Origin of the sequence: Psychrobacter sp. UBA3483 (assembly GCF_002377905.1) — a bacterium.
Taxonomy (GTDB): Bacteria; Pseudomonadota; Gammaproteobacteria; order Pseudomonadales; family Moraxellaceae; genus Psychrobacter.
Map to the genome: position 1 here is coordinate 48,648 of NZ_DFQS01000005.1, position 15,585 is coordinate 64,232.

General features: G+C 44.1%; 12 protein-coding genes. 8 read left to right on the forward strand and 4 right to left on the reverse strand.

Going from position 1 to position 15,585, the window contains the following annotated elements; all coding sequences use genetic code 11:
- Positions 1-7: 7 nt before the first annotated feature.
- A complete protein-coding gene (gpmI, locus tag B2866_RS00990) occupies positions 8-1,666 on the forward strand; it encodes a 2,3-bisphosphoglycerate-independent phosphoglycerate mutase (RefSeq protein ID WP_296189683.1) in 1,659 nt (552 codons plus the stop codon).
- Between the two features lie 481 nt (positions 1,667-2,147).
- Entirely contained in the window at positions 2,148-3,629 is a 1,482-nt protein-coding gene (locus B2866_RS00995) for a S41 family peptidase (RefSeq protein WP_296189686.1), read from the forward strand.
- A 64-nt stretch (positions 3,630-3,693) separates the two neighbouring features.
- Here B2866_RS00995 and B2866_RS01000 read toward each other — a convergent pair whose 3' ends face one another.
- The 3 genes from B2866_RS01000 to B2866_RS01010 form a co-directional block, all read right to left on the reverse strand.
- Positions 3,694-5,454, reverse strand: a complete 1,761-nt coding sequence (locus B2866_RS01000) for a sigma-54-dependent transcriptional regulator (RefSeq protein WP_296189688.1) — start codon at positions 5,452-5,454, stop codon at positions 3,694-3,696.
- Positions 5,455-5,536: 82 nt separating this feature from the next.
- Entirely contained in the window at positions 5,537-7,396 is a 1,860-nt protein-coding gene (locus B2866_RS01005) for a sensor histidine kinase (RefSeq protein ID WP_296189690.1), read from the reverse strand.
- Positions 7,397-7,483: 87 nt separating this feature from the next.
- Complete coding sequence (locus B2866_RS01010; protein WP_102076814.1) at positions 7,484-8,119, reverse strand: response regulator; 636 nt, start codon at positions 8,117-8,119, stop codon at positions 7,484-7,486.
- A gap of 487 nt (positions 8,120-8,606) precedes the next feature.
- Between B2866_RS01010 and B2866_RS01015 the strand changes: the two genes are divergently transcribed.
- Positions 8,607-9,701, forward strand: coding sequence for a serine hydrolase (locus tag B2866_RS01015; protein WP_296189695.1), 1,095 nt, complete (start codon positions 8,607-8,609; stop codon positions 9,699-9,701).
- Positions 9,702-9,792: 91 nt separating this feature from the next.
- Positions 9,793-10,461, forward strand: a complete 669-nt coding sequence (locus B2866_RS01020) for a thiamine phosphate synthase (RefSeq protein WP_296189697.1) — start codon at positions 9,793-9,795, stop codon at positions 10,459-10,461.
- Positions 10,462-10,540: 79 nt separating this feature from the next.
- On the opposite strand, the gene B2866_RS01025 is transcribed toward B2866_RS01020, so the two are convergent.
- Positions 10,541-10,870, reverse strand: a complete 330-nt coding sequence (locus tag B2866_RS01025) for a TraR/DksA family transcriptional regulator (protein ID WP_296189700.1) — start codon at positions 10,868-10,870, stop codon at positions 10,541-10,543.
- Between the two features lie 424 nt (positions 10,871-11,294).
- Here B2866_RS01025 and B2866_RS01030 point away from each other — a divergent pair, with 424 nt between their 5' ends.
- The 4 genes from B2866_RS01030 (at position 11,295) to ruvA (ending at position 15,408) form a co-directional block, all read left to right on the forward strand.
- The gene (locus tag B2866_RS01030) at positions 11,295-12,497 is read left to right on the forward strand and encodes a phosphoglycerate kinase (protein WP_296189703.1); all 1,203 of its coding nucleotides are present in this window, start codon (positions 11,295-11,297) and stop codon (positions 12,495-12,497) included.
- Between the two features lie 286 nt (positions 12,498-12,783).
- Positions 12,784-13,170, forward strand: coding sequence for a hypothetical protein (locus B2866_RS01035; protein WP_296189705.1), 387 nt, complete (start codon positions 12,784-12,786; stop codon positions 13,168-13,170).
- A 471-nt stretch (positions 13,171-13,641) separates the two neighbouring features.
- Positions 13,642-14,679, forward strand: a complete 1,038-nt coding sequence (fba, locus tag B2866_RS01040; RefSeq protein WP_144297718.1) for a class II fructose-bisphosphate aldolase — start codon at positions 13,642-13,644, stop codon at positions 14,677-14,679.
- A 108-nt stretch (positions 14,680-14,787) separates the two neighbouring features.
- Entirely contained in the window at positions 14,788-15,408 is a 621-nt protein-coding gene (ruvA, locus tag B2866_RS01045; RefSeq protein WP_296189707.1) for a Holliday junction branch migration protein RuvA, read from the forward strand.
- The last annotated feature ends 177 nt before the right edge of the window (positions 15,409-15,585 follow it).

A 15,585-nucleotide genomic window follows, 5' to 3' on the forward strand; every position in this document is an offset into this window, starting at 1 on the left:
GTAATCCATGACCCATAACCAGCAACAAGCAGAATTTATCGACGATAGTCAGGCTCAGCTCAATAATAAGCAAGATAGCGAGCAAAATAAGAAAGTGCCGCATGTCTTAATGATATTAGATGGTTTTGGGCATCGTGAAGACGATAAGGATAATGCGATTGCTGCCGCCCATATGCCAAATTTGGATAAGATTTACCAGCAATATCCGCATGGATTGATATCGGCCTCAGGAGAAGATGTCGGCCTGCCAGATGGTCAGTTCGGTAACTCTGAAGTTGGCCATATGAATTTGGGCGCAGGCCGCGTGCTTTTTCAAGACTCAACCCGTATTTCAAATGAAGTCGCCAATCGTGAGTTTTATAAAAACGAAGCATTGGTTAATGCGGTGAAAGCGGCAAATAAGCTCGGTGGTAACGTCCATATTATGGGACTGTTGTCAGATGGCGGCGTCCACTCGCATCAAGACCATATCGAGGCTATGTGTCATTCGGCATTGGTGCACGGTGCCAAAAATGTCTTTGTGCATTGTTTTTTAGACGGTCGTGATACGCCGCCAAAATCTGCTGATAAGTATATCAACCGCTTACGTGACCATATTGCCAAGCTCAATGACCATTACGAAGGTGGCCGCGTGCAAATTGCCAGTATTATCGGGCGCTATTATGCGATGGATCGTGACAATCGCTGGGATCGCGTGCAAAAAGCCTATGAGCTTATCACCGAGGGTAAAGCCGACCGCTTAGCCACGCGCGCCGATGGCGCAATACAAGCGGCGTATAAAGCACGCGAAACCGATGAATTTATCAATCCAACGATTGTGATTGGTCGCGACGAAGTGCCTTATACCGTCGATGACAATGATGCGCTTATCTTTATGAACTTCCGCGCTGACCGTGCCCGTGAGCTTGCGCAAGCGTTTGTACTGCCAGATCATGAGTTTTCTGGTTTTGCGCGTCATAAGCAACCAAAGCTTGCCGCTTTTGTAATGTTGACCAAATACTCTGACGTGCTAGCGGACAATCCAAAGACCAACACCGCTTATTATCCAGCGTCTTTGACCAATACGCTTGGGGAATACTTACAAGATAAAGGTAAGACCCAGCTACGTATCGCTGAAACTGAAAAATATGCGCATGTGACCTTTTTCTTTAGCGGCGGCCGCGAAGAAGAATATGAAGGTGAGACACGTATTTTAGTGCCATCGCCTGATGTCGCCACTTATGATTTACAGCCAGAAATGAGCGCGCCTGAAGTGACCGATGAGCTGGTCGCTGCCATCGAGTCGGGTAAATACGATGTGTTGGTGGTCAACTATGCCAACGGCGATATGGTCGGGCATACAGGCGTCTTTGAAGCGGCTGTTAAGGCGGTAGAGGCATTGGACGTGTGTATCGGTCGTTTAGAGCAGGCGGTACGCGCTGCGGGCGGCGATATGCTGATCACCGCTGACCATGGCAACTGTGAGCAGATGCAAGACTACGAAAGCGGTCAGGTACATACGCAGCATACTACTGAGCTGGTGCCACTGATTTATATTGGTGAGCAAGCGGTAAAAGTACGTAGCGGCGGCAAGCTCAGTGATATCGCGCCTACTATTTTGGCGTTGATGAACATCGAGCAGCCAGATGAGATGACCGGAAAAAACTTATTGCTTTCAGCGACCTAAACCCGTCATTTAAGATGCTGGCTTGGCAGCGTATCATTACTGCTAAACCTATTAAATTTCATAGAAGAGGGAAAGATATCGATTATCTTTCCTTTTTTTTATTTACTTTTTTTAATATTCTGCCCTCTCTTTTACGTTACATTGCACCTGATACATATTGTTTAAGTTACTTGCAATACTATCCTAGTCTTAGATAGATGCTCGGTGTTATTTTAGACGACATTATTCATGAATAACTTTATAATCATAAATATCCATATACTCCAAAAGTTATAAAAATAATAACCAAACCCATTTTTGAGTGATTTTTTTTATGCGTCCAATTTCCCCTTTATTCTTATTGCGGTCTAAAAGCTTGAGACATATCACCATGCCACTGTCTTTTGGTTCTAAATGTTTGAAAATCAGGTTTTTCAGTGTTAAATCCATAAGCTGTCAGCTATTAAACCCCGTCCTTATTAGCGGTGTAGTGGGATTGGGTATGATTAATATGCCAACACAGGCTGCTACCAACAATAACGGTAAAATCAATAATAATGGCAAAAGTCCCACCGCAAGCTTGCAATTAATTAGTCTTAATAATGATAAGTCTTTAAACAATGACGAGGAAAACACCGGTACGGACGATTTATCAGATATCGCAGATATGCTTGAATCTGCTGATCAAGTCGATGACTCGATAGATGCCATCGCTGATGAAAGTGCGCTAAATGACGAGTCAGACGTTATAAACACCGATATTCCCGCCGAAGTTGCGCAAGTCTCGTTAAATGCCATTTCGCCTGAAACGCTCAAAACCTTTGTGGCTGTCGTTGATTTGGTGCGCCGCGAATATGTGGATACGGTGAATGATGAGGAGTTGTTCAGCAATGCTATGAGCGGTATGTTGACCAAGCTTGATAGCCACGCTGAGTTTTTGGATGCCGAAGCTTATGAGAATTTGCGCGCTTTTACTGAAGGCGACGTCGGTGATATTGGTATCAAGGTACAGTATCAACCAAAAGAAGGTTATTGGGTAATCACTGAGGTTGTTGATGGCTCACCTGCCGATAAAAAAGGCATTGCCGTTGGCGATTATTTGCACCAAGTGGATGAGTTTAAACTTGGTGAAGAGGAAGAAAGTAATGATATTGAGCAGCTATTAACGGGAATTGCGGGCACCCAAGTAGATGTGGTGACGTCAAAAGCAGGTCGCCGTAAGCACACCACGACTTTACAGCGTAATCACAATCATCCGCAAATTATTGAAACCCGGCTAGTAGATGGTATAGCCATTGTTAGATTGCCCGCCTTTCAAAACAACAGCCGTGAAAAGCTGTTACAAGGGTTAATCGATTTGGACGCGCCGGTTAGAGGTGTTTTATTGGATATGCGTGACAACCCAGGCGGCGTACTGGCGTCAGCTGTGAGCGTTGCCAGCTTGTTTATGACCGATACCGATGTGGTCCAAGTCAAAGGTCGCCAAAGTGACTCGCGCACCCTATCGACGCAAGGTGCCGCGCTATTAGATGCTATGCCTGTGGTAGTTTTGCAAAATCGTTATTCAGCTTCAGCAGCTGAAGTCCTAGCCAGTAGTTTGCAAGCGCAAAAACGCGCGACTATCTTGGGCGAGGTCAGTTATGGTAAAGGTTCAGTGCAGTCCGTGATACCGCTGAATGACGAGCAGGCGGTTAAGCTGACGGTTGCTCATTATATGACCGCTACGGGTAAAAAAATAGATGGGGTCGGGGTAGAGCCTGATGTGGCTTTAAAAGGAAGTGAGAGCACATGGGAGCAACAGGCGCTTGATTTACTCAGACAAAAATCCCTGCCATCGGGTATACGCTTTGTACGTAAACCTCAAGCGGCGAATAATTCTCATCAAGATGACACTAAGACTAAAGCGATTAAAAATAAAGTGACTCAAAACAATACAGTCATCGAGCACGTGACTGAAAAACCGACTGTTAAAGCCACGCCTTAATTTAATTAGCGTTTAAAGCTAGCATTAGCATTCATTTAACTTTTGTCTACATATGAGTACTTATTTATTGCTCAGATTGATTTTCAGCAATCTCAAGCTTTGACATGCGATAGCGTAACGAGCGGAAAGTGGTGCCCAACAATTCAGCAGCTTGGGTCTTGTTCCAGTTTGTCTGTTTAAGGGCGGTAATAATCAGTTGTCTTTCCTGTTCTTGTAGATAATGCTCTAAGCCTTGAGCGGGTAATTGACCCGCGCTAATATTTTCTTGATTTACGGATGGTTTTGAATCTTCTGGCTTCTTAATCTCATTTGTTAATGGTTCTGATATAGCGCTGGCTGCTGCTTTATCAGGTTTTGCTACGGGACTGGTCACCGCGCGCGCATTCATTGAAGGATAGTGCTGAGTAATCGTGCGATAAGGAGATACAGTGGCTTTTGCTTGTTGCAGGCTGTCTTTTTCTACGGCTTCTACGTCTTTTTTTACCGCATTATCTTTGATAGCTTCTACTACTAGGCTTTTATCTTTATCCAAAGTAGCAGTAGGTAAAATAGTTGATTTATCAGCGCTCTGATTTTGCTCTACTGCTGTCATATCTTTTTGGTCGTTCTCTACACGCTGTTTATCTAATTGTTGGTTTTCTAACTGTTGGTTGTCAAAATCAGCCAAGCCTAAATGACTCGCATCAATAGTGGAGGTTTCTGCTAAGGTTATCGCGCGCTCAAGGATGTTACGTAACTCGCGAACGTTCCCAGCAAAGTCGTGATGTTGTAGGCGCGCGCACGCAGCCTCAGTCAGCGTTGGCGGCGACTCCAATTGCCATTCATCGGCAATCAGGGTCAAAAAGTGCTTGGCTAATACTGGTATATCGTCACGTCTTGCGTTTAGGGTTGGCAGTTTAAGCTCAATAACATTGATGCGGTAATATAAATCTTGGCGAAAGCTACCTGCTTGTACCAGCTGATTTAAATCCTTATGCGTCGCTGATAGGATACGGATGTCAACCGGTACTTCTTTGGTATCACCGATTGCGCGCACGGTTTTTTCTTGAATAGCGCGCAGTAATTTGACCTGCATCGCTAGTGGTAAGTCGGCGACCTCATCTAAAAATAGCGTGCCGCCATTAGCCTGTTGAAACAGTCCTTGTTTATCAGCCACAGCGCCAGTAAAGCTGCCTTTTTTGTGACCAAAAAATTCTGACTCCATCAGCTCTGATGGAATCGCGCCGCAGTTGACTGGTACAAAGCTACCATCGCGGCGCGGGCTTAAATCATGGATTAAGCGCGCAACCACTTCTTTACCAGTGCCTGATGCCCCCGATAAAAAAACTGGTGCTTGTGAGCGCGCTAATTTTAAAATGGTGTTTTTTAGCGGATGCATGACGGCTGAATCGCCAATCAGACGGCTATCGAGCATTTGCTGCTCAGGTGAACGCTCAGGCGTTGACTTTGCGGCGTTATCTTGATGAATAACCTTGAGTGCATTTTCAACCAATTGACGCAGGCGCGGCAGCTCAAGCGGCTTATTAACAAAGTCAAAAGCGCCCAGCTTCAGTGCCTCAATTGCTAAGTCCATACTGCCATGCGCGGTAATCACGGCAATGGGCGTACTTGAACTGCTGCTAATATGTTTAACCAGCTCTAAGCCTGAACCATCAGGGAGTTTTAAGTCGGTTAAACAAAAATCATAGTCGTTTTCTTGCCAATAGGCTCTGGCCTGCGACAAGGTATAAGCCACATCGCTTTTGATGCCCATCTTGGTTAGGGTAATTTGCATCAAGCGGCATAAATCTACTTCATCATCAACGACTAGCGCGGTTGTGGTCATACATTATCTCATTGTCTTAAAATACTACAAGGCATTAAAAATACGTTTTATTTAAACGATTAATTGTTCCATTATTAATCGTTTAATTATCAATGGCCGCGTTATCAATAGCAGGGGCAATCAAACGGAAACAGGTTTTTTTGTGTTCTGGAATATAGAGCAGGCGCGCGTGATTGGCCTCACAAAATGCTTGCGATAAATACAAGCCTAAACCCGTACCCGCCTTATCAGTGGTAAAAAATGGATTGAACAAGTGGTCTAAATCCGCCGTACTCACCCCTGTGCCATCGTCTAACACATCAATTATAACATCGTTATCGGCACAATAAATCTCGATTTCCACAACAGCATGAGGGTGAGCGTAGCTACTATAGCGTAAGCCGTTGTTAATCAAATTAATAAAAATTTGCTCTAATTGATGCGGATCAAACGAGATGGTCGGCTGCGCATGGCTATGTAAAAAAACATCGTGCCCTTGAAAGTAGTTTGCCAAAAATTCTGGCATCCAATCGGCAAGGGCAATCATTTGCTGATTGGCGGTCTGCTGACGAGAGAGTTTTAAGACGTCTTCAATAATACGATTAACACGCTTTGTTTGCGTAAATATCATTTTATAAAGCTCATGATTGCCAGCCAAGACCTCGTTTGTATTTACATCTTCTGCTGTCTGATTTTCTTCAACATCTTCTATTAGTAGTTGACTGGCTTGCGAGATAGCGGCTAAAGGGTTTCTTATTTCATGAGCAATACTGGCGGTCAGTTGCCCCAAAGAGGCCAGTTTTAATTGTTGGGCGCTGGCTTGTTCGCGGCGTAAGTCTTCCAATATGACAAGCTTACTATCGTCTTTTAGTGGGATGATTTCGACGCGCAGCTTACCGAAGACAGACGCATTGGCAGTAGATGGCAACTCATAGATAAAACTACGAGATTGTCCCGTTTCTATCGACAAGCAAGCCTCAAATAATTGCAAATGTTGCGCGCGAAGCTGCTGCTGAAAGTCGGCGAGTGGCTTATTTATAATATTATTTTTAATATTATTTGTAGTGTTTTTTGCAAGACTGTTTGAAGAGTTGCTTAAAGTTCCGTTTAACGAGCTGTTTAACGGATTATTTGGTGAGCTGCTGAGCGTAGCATTTGTCTCAACATACTCTGCCTCCATTGCCGTAGCATTTGGAATACTCAGTAATTGATAAGCCGCAAGGTTGGCTAAAACCACTTGTTCACAATCGATGACGATGACGCCATTGGCCATTTGGGTGATGACCTCTTGATTGATAACGTTTAAGCGTTCGACTTCTTTGGCATGGCGTGCCGCTACTTTCTCAACTTGTACCAAGCGCTGCGAGATTGACCAACTTAAACCGCCGACTGCCAAAAAGCTGGCTGACATAAGGAGTGCATCACCTAAATTTGCCAAATTCATACTATTGGCAATCGCATAAAAAAACTGCTGATAGATAACGAAAATAATCGCCAGTAAGGTAATGATCAGCGCTTGCGAGCTATGAAGCAGCATAAAGCTGGCGGCAACCACCACCATATACAGCATGGTCAACTGCAAATCAGGCGCGCCAGCGGTATAGAGCAGTAAGCTTAAAATAATGACGTCTACTGCCAAACCAAACGCCAGCTGTTGCCGTGGATGCTTGGTTACTACATAAAATAAACCCAATAAAATTAAGCTTAAAAGTACATAGAAACTGAGCGCGGTCTGCTGCAAAAAACTTGGCAATGAAGTGCCATCGCTAGCGCGTGCTGTGATATACACCATCAACATCGAAAATAGGCTGACGACAAAGCGATAGCTGCTATAAATCAAACCTAGCCTGCGCAGCTGCGGCAAAGGCAAGGTGTCATCGCGCTGAAAATAATCAATCACAGTCGCGACGACGCTACTAATAGAGTTCACAGGTTTCGACGGCGCAGGCTTTAGAGATTTCATAGGCTTTAAGGGTTTCAGTATTTCTACAGGCTTTACAAATCAACCGTCATAAAAGAAAAGACACCTAAAATGCATGCGCATAGCGACTTACGGTTGGATAAGCCCGTGACGAATGGCCAAATGGGTCAATTTTACATCACTATCGACACCGACTTTTTCATAAATACGATAACGATAGGTATTGATGGTTTTGACGCTGACAAATAATTGGTCAGCGATTTGCTGCGGGCTTTGGCAATTCACCACCATCATGGCGACCTGTTTTTCACGGTCACTTAATAAGTCAAAAGGTGAGCTGGCGTTATCAGATAACAAAACATCCGCCAATTGCTCAGCAACGTCTTGGCTAAAATAGCGCCCGCCTTGATAGACTTTTTTCACCGCGCGTATCATCTCATCAAGCGGCGTCCCTTTGGTAATATAACCATTGACACCCGCTTTGATAAGCATCGATGGGTAAGGCTGCGCTGACATGCTGCTTACGGCCAAAATCTTAAAACCCATATCAAGCTGAATGAGGCGTTTGGTGGCTTCAAGGCCGCCAATATTTGGCATATTGACATCGAGCAATATCACATCCGGACGCAGCTGTTTTGCCAATTTAATCGCCATATCGCCGCTATCTGCCTCGCCGACGACTTCGATATCGGCACTATCTGCCAGCATGCGGCTAATGCCCATTCGCACCAAATCATGATCATCTACTACTAGTACTCGAATCATAGTTATACTCTTTTCTACTGGTCAGAATAAAGGGTGCACTGCTAATTTTAAACTACTTAAATAATGTTATTGAACGGTTATCCTAGTTGCTATTAATTATTAGCGACTAACTATTAGCGACTAACTATGAGTTACTATAAATGTATGAACTCACTATGACCTAACAAAGGCTCTTAGATTAAACATCCTATCTTTATATAAACTTTGCAATTATGCCCTCAGCAGCTTAAATGTAATGCTATATTGCGCCATTGTTAATTAATATTGCTGTAATATAAAGTAAATGTAGTAAAATTTGAATGTGGTCAAAAAATGACATCTAATTGATTTAGTAGATTAAACTTAAATGCAAACCATGATACACTAAAAATACAAAAACTCTATGTGAGTATCTACAAACACAACCACAAACGCTACGTACGTTGTTGGTGTTAGTTAGTATGTAACCCATTTTCTAACTAATGGCAGCGCGGCTGCAGGAGGCATAATGAAGCAACTACCATTAACCAAACAGCAATTAATCGCTGCTCTGATTTCATTGAGTTTGGGCAGTGTTGCACAAGCGGCACTTACCATTAATGGTAGTTCTGGCTCTGAGTCTAGTGCTCGTGTGAGCTGGGGCGGTGCCGACAGCTTATCTGAAGCGCGCAAGATCATGTACAACAGTAGTAATAGTTCGGCGATTAAAAAAGTAGACAATGGCTACGGCGCGACCAATATTACTAATACCCCCAGTTTTGGTAGTAGCAATAATAATAGCTTTAATAATACCAACAGCTATAACACCGCCTATCGCGGCGGTTTTAACAGCGGTAGTATGATTCCAATCAGTACCGATTCGCGCAGTGTCGCGGTCATCGATGCTGAAACCGGTGAATCTATCTACGAAAAAGACGCAGACATTGCCCGTCCAATGGCGAGTATTACCAAGCTTATGACCGCAATGGTAGTATTAGATGCCGGTCTAGATATGCGTGAAGAGATTACCCTCGATCCAGAAGATTTCGTCGGTCCAAAACGCGCCAGCTCAAACCTTAAATCAGGTGATCGCTTGAACCGTGCTGAGATGCTACTCATGGCATTGATGAAATCAGAAAACCCAGCGGCAAAAAGCCTAGCGCGTAATTATCCAGGTGGTTATAGTGCCTTTATGCGCGCTATGAACCGTAAAGCTCAAGATTTGGGCATGAGCACCGCTTTCTTTGGTGACCCAACGGGTCTTGATAAGCGTAACGTGGCTTCATCAAACGATTTAGTGAAAATGGTACGTGCAGCTGGTAACTACGATGTCATTCGCCGTTTTTCGACCACCAAAAGCTATGACTTTTATGTCTCTAACTACTCAAGCGGCAACCGTACGTATAAAGCCAATAACACCAGCAGCTTAGTGCGCGATGGTAGCTACCCAATCGGTATCTCAAAAACTGGCTTTATCAATGAAGCAGGGCGCTGCGTGGTGATGGAAACCCGTGTCAATAATCGTCCAGCGATTATCGTGATTTTGGGCGCAAACAGCTCAGCGACGCGCTGGGGTGATGCGAAAAACATCTTAAACAGTTTGGCGACTCGCCGTACCGTATAAGCGCACTATTTTAATATTGATAAAAAGGCTGTTATGTAATATAACGGCCTTTTTATTGGGTCAAATTTAAGCCCATTTGAGGAAAAACCATATGTTCCAAGCATCGGCTATGACGCCCGCGCCCAAACTATATTTACTCACCAATGATGATGAGTTTGCGGTTTTATATGCAAAATTGGAAGCAGCATTAGCAACGGGGCTGGTAGCATTATTGCAAATTCGCCGTAAAAAAACCTTACAAGCGGTCAATGGCAAAGCAAAACTCTATGAGGAAGCGCAGCAGATAGTCAGCTTGGCCAAAGCTCATGACGTTGCAGTTGTAATGAACGATGACGTTGCACTTGCCAAAAAACTTGGCATCGGGGTGCATTTAGGTCAGCAAGACGGTAAGATGAATGACGCTAAAATTGCCCTAGCACCAAGCGAGATTATCGGGCGAACTTGTCATGGCGATGTGGATTTGGTCAAACAAGCCAAAAAAAACGGCGCAAGCTATGCGGCGATGGGGGCTGTTTTTGCCTCAAACACCAAACCTAATGCTAATGTGATATCTCGCCAGCAGCTTATTGAAGGTTGTCAGCAAGAGATTGATATCTGCGTGATAGGCGGATTAACGGCAGAGAATGTCACCGAGCTGGCAGGTTTGCCCATTGTCTATGTGGCGGTCGTTGGCGATATTATGGACTTACCTGTAGAGCAAATTGCCGCGCGTTGTCAGCAATGGCAGCAGGCGCTGAGTAAATGGCAAGCGCCTGCTTAAGCAAAGCGTCATTAAATTCTTCAATCATTTAACACCGCACTGATTTTAAGTGACATTTATTTAAAATCGCCGTTAAAAATTATTCTGCATGTTCCATGCATAGCGTGGCGTAAGGCAATGCTTTTAGGCGTTGCGCTTCGATTTTTTTGCCGCACACCTCACATTCACCGTAAGTGCCATTTTCGATACGGCTTAGCGCGTTTTCGACGTAGATGAGGCTTTGACGCGCTTCATCCATCAAACTTGCGCGCATGTCATTTTGACGGTAAGAGATGGCTTGATCTTCCCAATGTTCATTGAGGTCGTCTTGTGGGTTTTGAAGATGGTCTTCGATTTTATCAATGCGAGTTTCATATTCTTCTTTTAGGTTGAGTAGGTCTTGTTTGGCAGTTTCAATATCGATACTCATAGCGTTCTCCTGAGGGCTTATTTTTATTGTTGGGTTTATTACTGATTATAATAATAGACTTTATCATAAGCGGCTTTCTGTCAACCAGCGCGGCTTATCATAAACACTCCTTTATCATAAACAGCCTAATGATGAAGTACCACCACGAAATGTTACTGTTTTTAGTGCGTCTGATTACTATTGAGATTTTGTCGATTTTTGAACGGATAAAACTATGGCGCAAAATTTATCGCAGTTCTTTATAAGAGCTGACTAAAAACTGCTAGAATACACCGCTTGAAATTCTTGCTTGGGCAGTTTTGTAAATTCAAGTCTAAGAATGACCCATAATATATGTTTTAAGATGACTATTTAATAAAAATGTTTAGCAGTTAGCAAACAGCCATATTGTAGATTAACCATAGATGATGCATAGGAGCAGGTAATGAATTTTTTGCGTATGAGTGAGCTGAGCTTAGCGGATAAGGTGGTGTTGATTCGTGAAGACTTAAATGTGCCTGTTAAAGATGGCAAAGTCGCAAGCGATGCGCGCCTGCAAGCCAGTTTGCCTACCATTAAAATGGCGTTAGAAAAAGGCGCGGCGGTGATAGTTTGCTCACACCTCGGCCGTCCGACTGAAGGCAGTCCTGAGGCCATCTATTCGCTTGCGCCAGTTGCTGATTATTTAAGCGATAAGCTAGCCGCGCCAGTCAGCTTAAATAAAGACTATCTAACGGCAGGCGTAGCAATCAAGGCAGGCGAAGTTGTGCTGCTAGAAAACGTACGCTTTAATCAAGGCGAAAAGAAAAATGACGCAGCGTTGGCGCAGAAATATGCAGATTTGTGCGATGTCTTTGTCATGGATGCTTTTGGTACGGCGCACCGCGCGCAAGCGTCTACTGAAGGCGTGACTCAAGCCATGCATCAAGCAGGCAAAGTCGCTTGCGCTGGACCTTTATTGGCGGCTGAGCTTGATGCCTTAAGTCTTGCGCTTGAAACGCCAGCCCAACCAATGCTAGCAATCGTCGGTGGTTCAAAAGTCTCGACCAAACTTGAAGTACTGCATAGCTTGGCTGAAGTCTGCTCGCAGATTATCGTTGGCGGCGGTATTGCCAATACTTTTTTAGCGGCACAAGGTTGTAGCGTTGGCGCGTCATTATATGAAGCGGACTTGCTCGATACGGCTCGTGATATCATGAATAAAACTGAGATTTTATTACCAGAGTATGTGGTTGTTGCCAATAAAAATGAGATTGATTTTGCAGATTTTACCGGCTCATTGCAAAAAGCGGCGGCGACCATCAAGTCGGTCAATGCCATTGGCGACAATGACATGATTTTAGATATTGCGCCAGAGAGTGCCGAGCAATTAGCGGCGGCTATCATCAAGGCAAAAACCATTTTATGGAATGGACCGGTTGGCGTATTTGAAGTCGATGCTTTTGGTCAAGGTACCCAAATCGTGGCAAATGCGGTTAAAGACAGCCAAGGCTTTTCGATTGCAGGCGGCGGTGACACGTTAGCAGCGATTGATAAATATCAAGTGGCTGATGGGGTCAGTTACATGTCAACGGGCGGCGGCGCGTTCTTAGAATTTGTAGAAGGTAAGGTATTACCTGCTGTTGCTGCCTTGCAAATTCAGGAATAGGGCTTAACGATACTTCAGCAGTTGAGTAACAGTAGACGTACAACTTGTCGTGAGCATCTAGGTTAGGCTATAAAAATAATAAAGTGACCGTCCTGTTTGGTTTTATTGATGCAGAGTTTGTCCGTATGAAAGCTGCATGATAAAAGTAAGCATGAAAGGTCACAGCTTATTATTAAGTAGTAATTATTTGTTTCCATACTGAAAATTATGATTGCATGCCCAATTTGTACTCTATAAAATAGCGCAAATCATGTATTTGGCATGCTTTATTTACGAGAGGTTTATTATGTTAAAACGTCATTTGTTACTTGCTAGTGTCCTTGCTGGTACCTTTGCAATTACTGCATGTAGCCAAGAAACACAAGATAAAACAGAAGCTGCTGCTGAATCTGCTGGCGATGACGCTGCTGCTAACACTGAAGCTGCCGCTGCCGAAACAGAAGCCGCTGCTGCTGACGCTGAAGTTGCTGCTCAAAACGCTGGCGCAGAAGTCGCTGAAGGCGCTGAAACAGCCGGTGCTGCTGCCACTAATGCACTAGAAAACACGGGTGAAGCGGTTGTGGTAGGCGCAAATGAAGCTGTTTCCGCTACTGCTGGTGTGGTTGCCGATGGCGCAGCTGCTGTTGAAGATAAAGCCAGTGAAAACGCAGTAGAAGCAGAACAACAGTACTAATTAATAGCTAAGCAGTTATATTCATTTGAGTTGTATTACTTGAACGATTAACCTGCATGAATAGCGCTTTAATTAATAGCTAATTTATAAGCCTCAAAATACTAAAAAAGCTTTGGTGATAACCAAGGCTTTTTTTGCGTTTTGTTTATTGTGAAAGGTAAAAAATGTAAAAGCGTGAGTTATCAATTAAACCAAAGCTGTAGGCTCAATACAATTGGTATGCTTAATGAAACTGCGAGCTTAATCGAGCTTAATAATGTGTGCCTAATAAATAGTCGCCCAACCGCTACGAAGCATGGGCAAAATTTGCTATAATCTGCGCGTGATAATTGCTAGTCAAAATCCTGCATTTTTTCCTACCCGTTCTATAGTGCTGCTTGTCGATTTAACTACCTTGTAGCGAGGATAGAACACTTGTAATCACCTAATCGTTACAAGTATTTATTTTAAAATCTAATCAGAGAGCGTTTTATGGCCTTAATATCTTTACGTCAACTTTTGGATCATGCCGCTGAGCACAGCTACGGTGTCCCTGCCTTTAACGTCAATAACTTAGAGCAGATGCGCGCTATTATGATGGCGGCCGACGCTTGTGATTCACCTGTCATCGTGCAAGCCAGTGCTGGCGCGCGTAGTTATGCAGGGTCGGCATTTTTACGTCATCTGATTATTGCTGCGATTGAAGAATGGCCGCATATTCCAGTGGTGATGCATCAAGACCATGGCATGTCACCTGCTATTTGCCAGCGCTCAATTCAGCTTGGCTTCTCATCAGTGATGATGGATGGCTCGCTTGGTGAAGACGGCAAAACGCCAATGGACTATGACTATAATGCCAGCGTGACCCGCGAAGTGGTCAAAATGGCCCACGCGTGCGGCGTGTCAGTCGAAGGCGAGATTGGGTGTTTGGGTAGCCTTGAGACGGGTATGGCAGGCGAAGAAGACGGCTCAGGCGCAGAAGGCGTATTGGATCACGAGCAGCTCTTGACCAGTGCTGATGAAGCTGAGCAGTTCGTTAAAGACACCAATGTCGATGCGCTAGCCATTGCGATTGGTACCAGTCATGGTGCGTATAAATTCACCCGTCCACCGACAGGCGATATTTTATCGATTGAGCGCGTCAAAGAGATTCATGCGCGTATCCCGAACACTCATCTGGTCATGCATGGCTCATCATCAGTGCCGCAAGAATGGCTAAAAGTCATCAATGAAAATGGCGGTGATATCGGGGAAACTTATGGTGTACCGGTTGAGCAAATCGTCGAAGCGATTAAACATGGCGTGCGTAAAGTCAATATCGATACCGATTTACGTTTGGCATCAACGGGCGCTATCCGTAAATTCTTGGCAGAAAACCCAAGCGAATTTGATCCCCGTAAATACTTTAAAGCGTCTATGGTTGCGATGTCAGATATCTGTACCAATCGTTTTGAAGCCTTTGGTTCTGCGGGACAAGCACATAAAATTCGCCCGATTAGTCTTGAAGGTATGGTCGATTTTTATAAATAAGCGTGGTTAGCAAAGCATGCTCATTGAGCCATACATAACAGCCGCTTATTTTTAGCGCATATTCTATAAGCAGTTTTTATATTAAATCTTATAAAGGGTGGTGGATTAATGATTGGATTGATTACCGGGCAGGTGCAGTATTTGATGGCACCAACTGCCTGTGTCATGACTGCCTCTGGCGTAGGCTACGATATAGAGCTGCCGCTGCCGTCATTTTGTCAGTTGCGTCTTAACGAGCAAGCGAGTATTTGGACGCATTTTCACGTGCGTGAAGATGCGCAGCTGCTTTTTGGTTTTATCGATCGTAAAGAGCGCGATGTTTTTCGTCAATTGATTAAAATTAATGGCGTTGGGGCAAAAATGGCACTGGCGATGCTGTCTGCGATGTCAGCTGCTGAGCTAAAAATGCATGTCGAGCAAGAGTCGGAGACGGCATTAACGCGTATCCCTGGTATCGGCAAAAAGACCGCACAGCGTTTATTGATTGAGCTAAAAGACAAGCTGAAAAATATCGAAGTTGATAATAGCCATTTAGAATTTGCGCTTCAACCTGCGCCTATTTCTGCTGAAGGTAGTATCATCGCTGAGGTAGAGGGCGCGCTGATTAGTTTGGGTTATAAAGAACGAGAAGCGCAGCAAGCAATTAAAGCGGCGAAAAGTCATGGCGACACTTTTGCCGATACGCAGAGCTTACTAAAAGCCACTTTGCAACAGCTGTCAGGCTTCTAGTAATGTAAGCGCGTTATTCTATAGTATCAATAAATCTTCAACAGATAAGCGACATTCATTGTCGCTTATTTTCGTTTTAGACTGTGTTTTATTGACTCGCTGCTTTATGATGTTTTGCATGACTTATATGCAGCGTTTGGTTATGCTGTTTATACCAATTCCAAAAAATATGATTAG

Excerpts from the sequence above, each read along its gene's own strand:
- ruvA (WP_296189707.1), top strand. The coding sequence starts at position 14,788 with ATGATTGGATTGATTACCGGGCAGGTGCAGTATTTGATGGCACCAACT.
- fba (WP_144297718.1), top strand. The coding sequence starts at position 13,642 with ATGGCCTTAATATCTTTACGTCAACTTTTGGATCATGCCGCTGAGCAC.
- B2866_RS01035 (WP_296189705.1), top strand. The coding sequence starts at position 12,784 with ATGTTAAAACGTCATTTGTTACTTGCTAGTGTCCTTGCTGGTACCTTT.
- B2866_RS01030 (WP_296189703.1), top strand. The coding sequence starts at position 11,295 with ATGAATTTTTTGCGTATGAGTGAGCTGAGCTTAGCGGATAAGGTGGTG.
- B2866_RS01000 (WP_296189688.1), bottom strand. The coding sequence starts at position 5,454 with ATGACCACAACCGCGCTAGTCGTTGATGATGAAGTAGATTTATGCCGC.
- B2866_RS01015 (WP_296189695.1), top strand. The coding sequence starts at position 8,607 with ATGAAGCAACTACCATTAACCAAACAGCAATTAATCGCTGCTCTGATT.
- B2866_RS01010 (WP_102076814.1), bottom strand. The coding sequence starts at position 8,119 with ATGATTCGAGTACTAGTAGTAGATGATCATGATTTGGTGCGAATGGGC.
- gpmI (WP_296189683.1), top strand. The coding sequence starts at position 8 with ATGACCCATAACCAGCAACAAGCAGAATTTATCGACGATAGTCAGGCT.
- B2866_RS01020 (WP_296189697.1), top strand. The coding sequence starts at position 9,793 with ATGTTCCAAGCATCGGCTATGACGCCCGCGCCCAAACTATATTTACTC.
- B2866_RS01025 (WP_296189700.1), bottom strand. The coding sequence starts at position 10,870 with ATGAGTATCGATATTGAAACTGCCAAACAAGACCTACTCAACCTAAAA.
- B2866_RS01005 (WP_296189690.1), bottom strand. The coding sequence starts at position 7,396 with ATGAAATCTCTAAAGCCTGCGCCGTCGAAACCTGTGAACTCTATTAGT.
- B2866_RS00995 (WP_296189686.1), top strand. The coding sequence starts at position 2,148 with ATGATTAATATGCCAACACAGGCTGCTACCAACAATAACGGTAAAATC.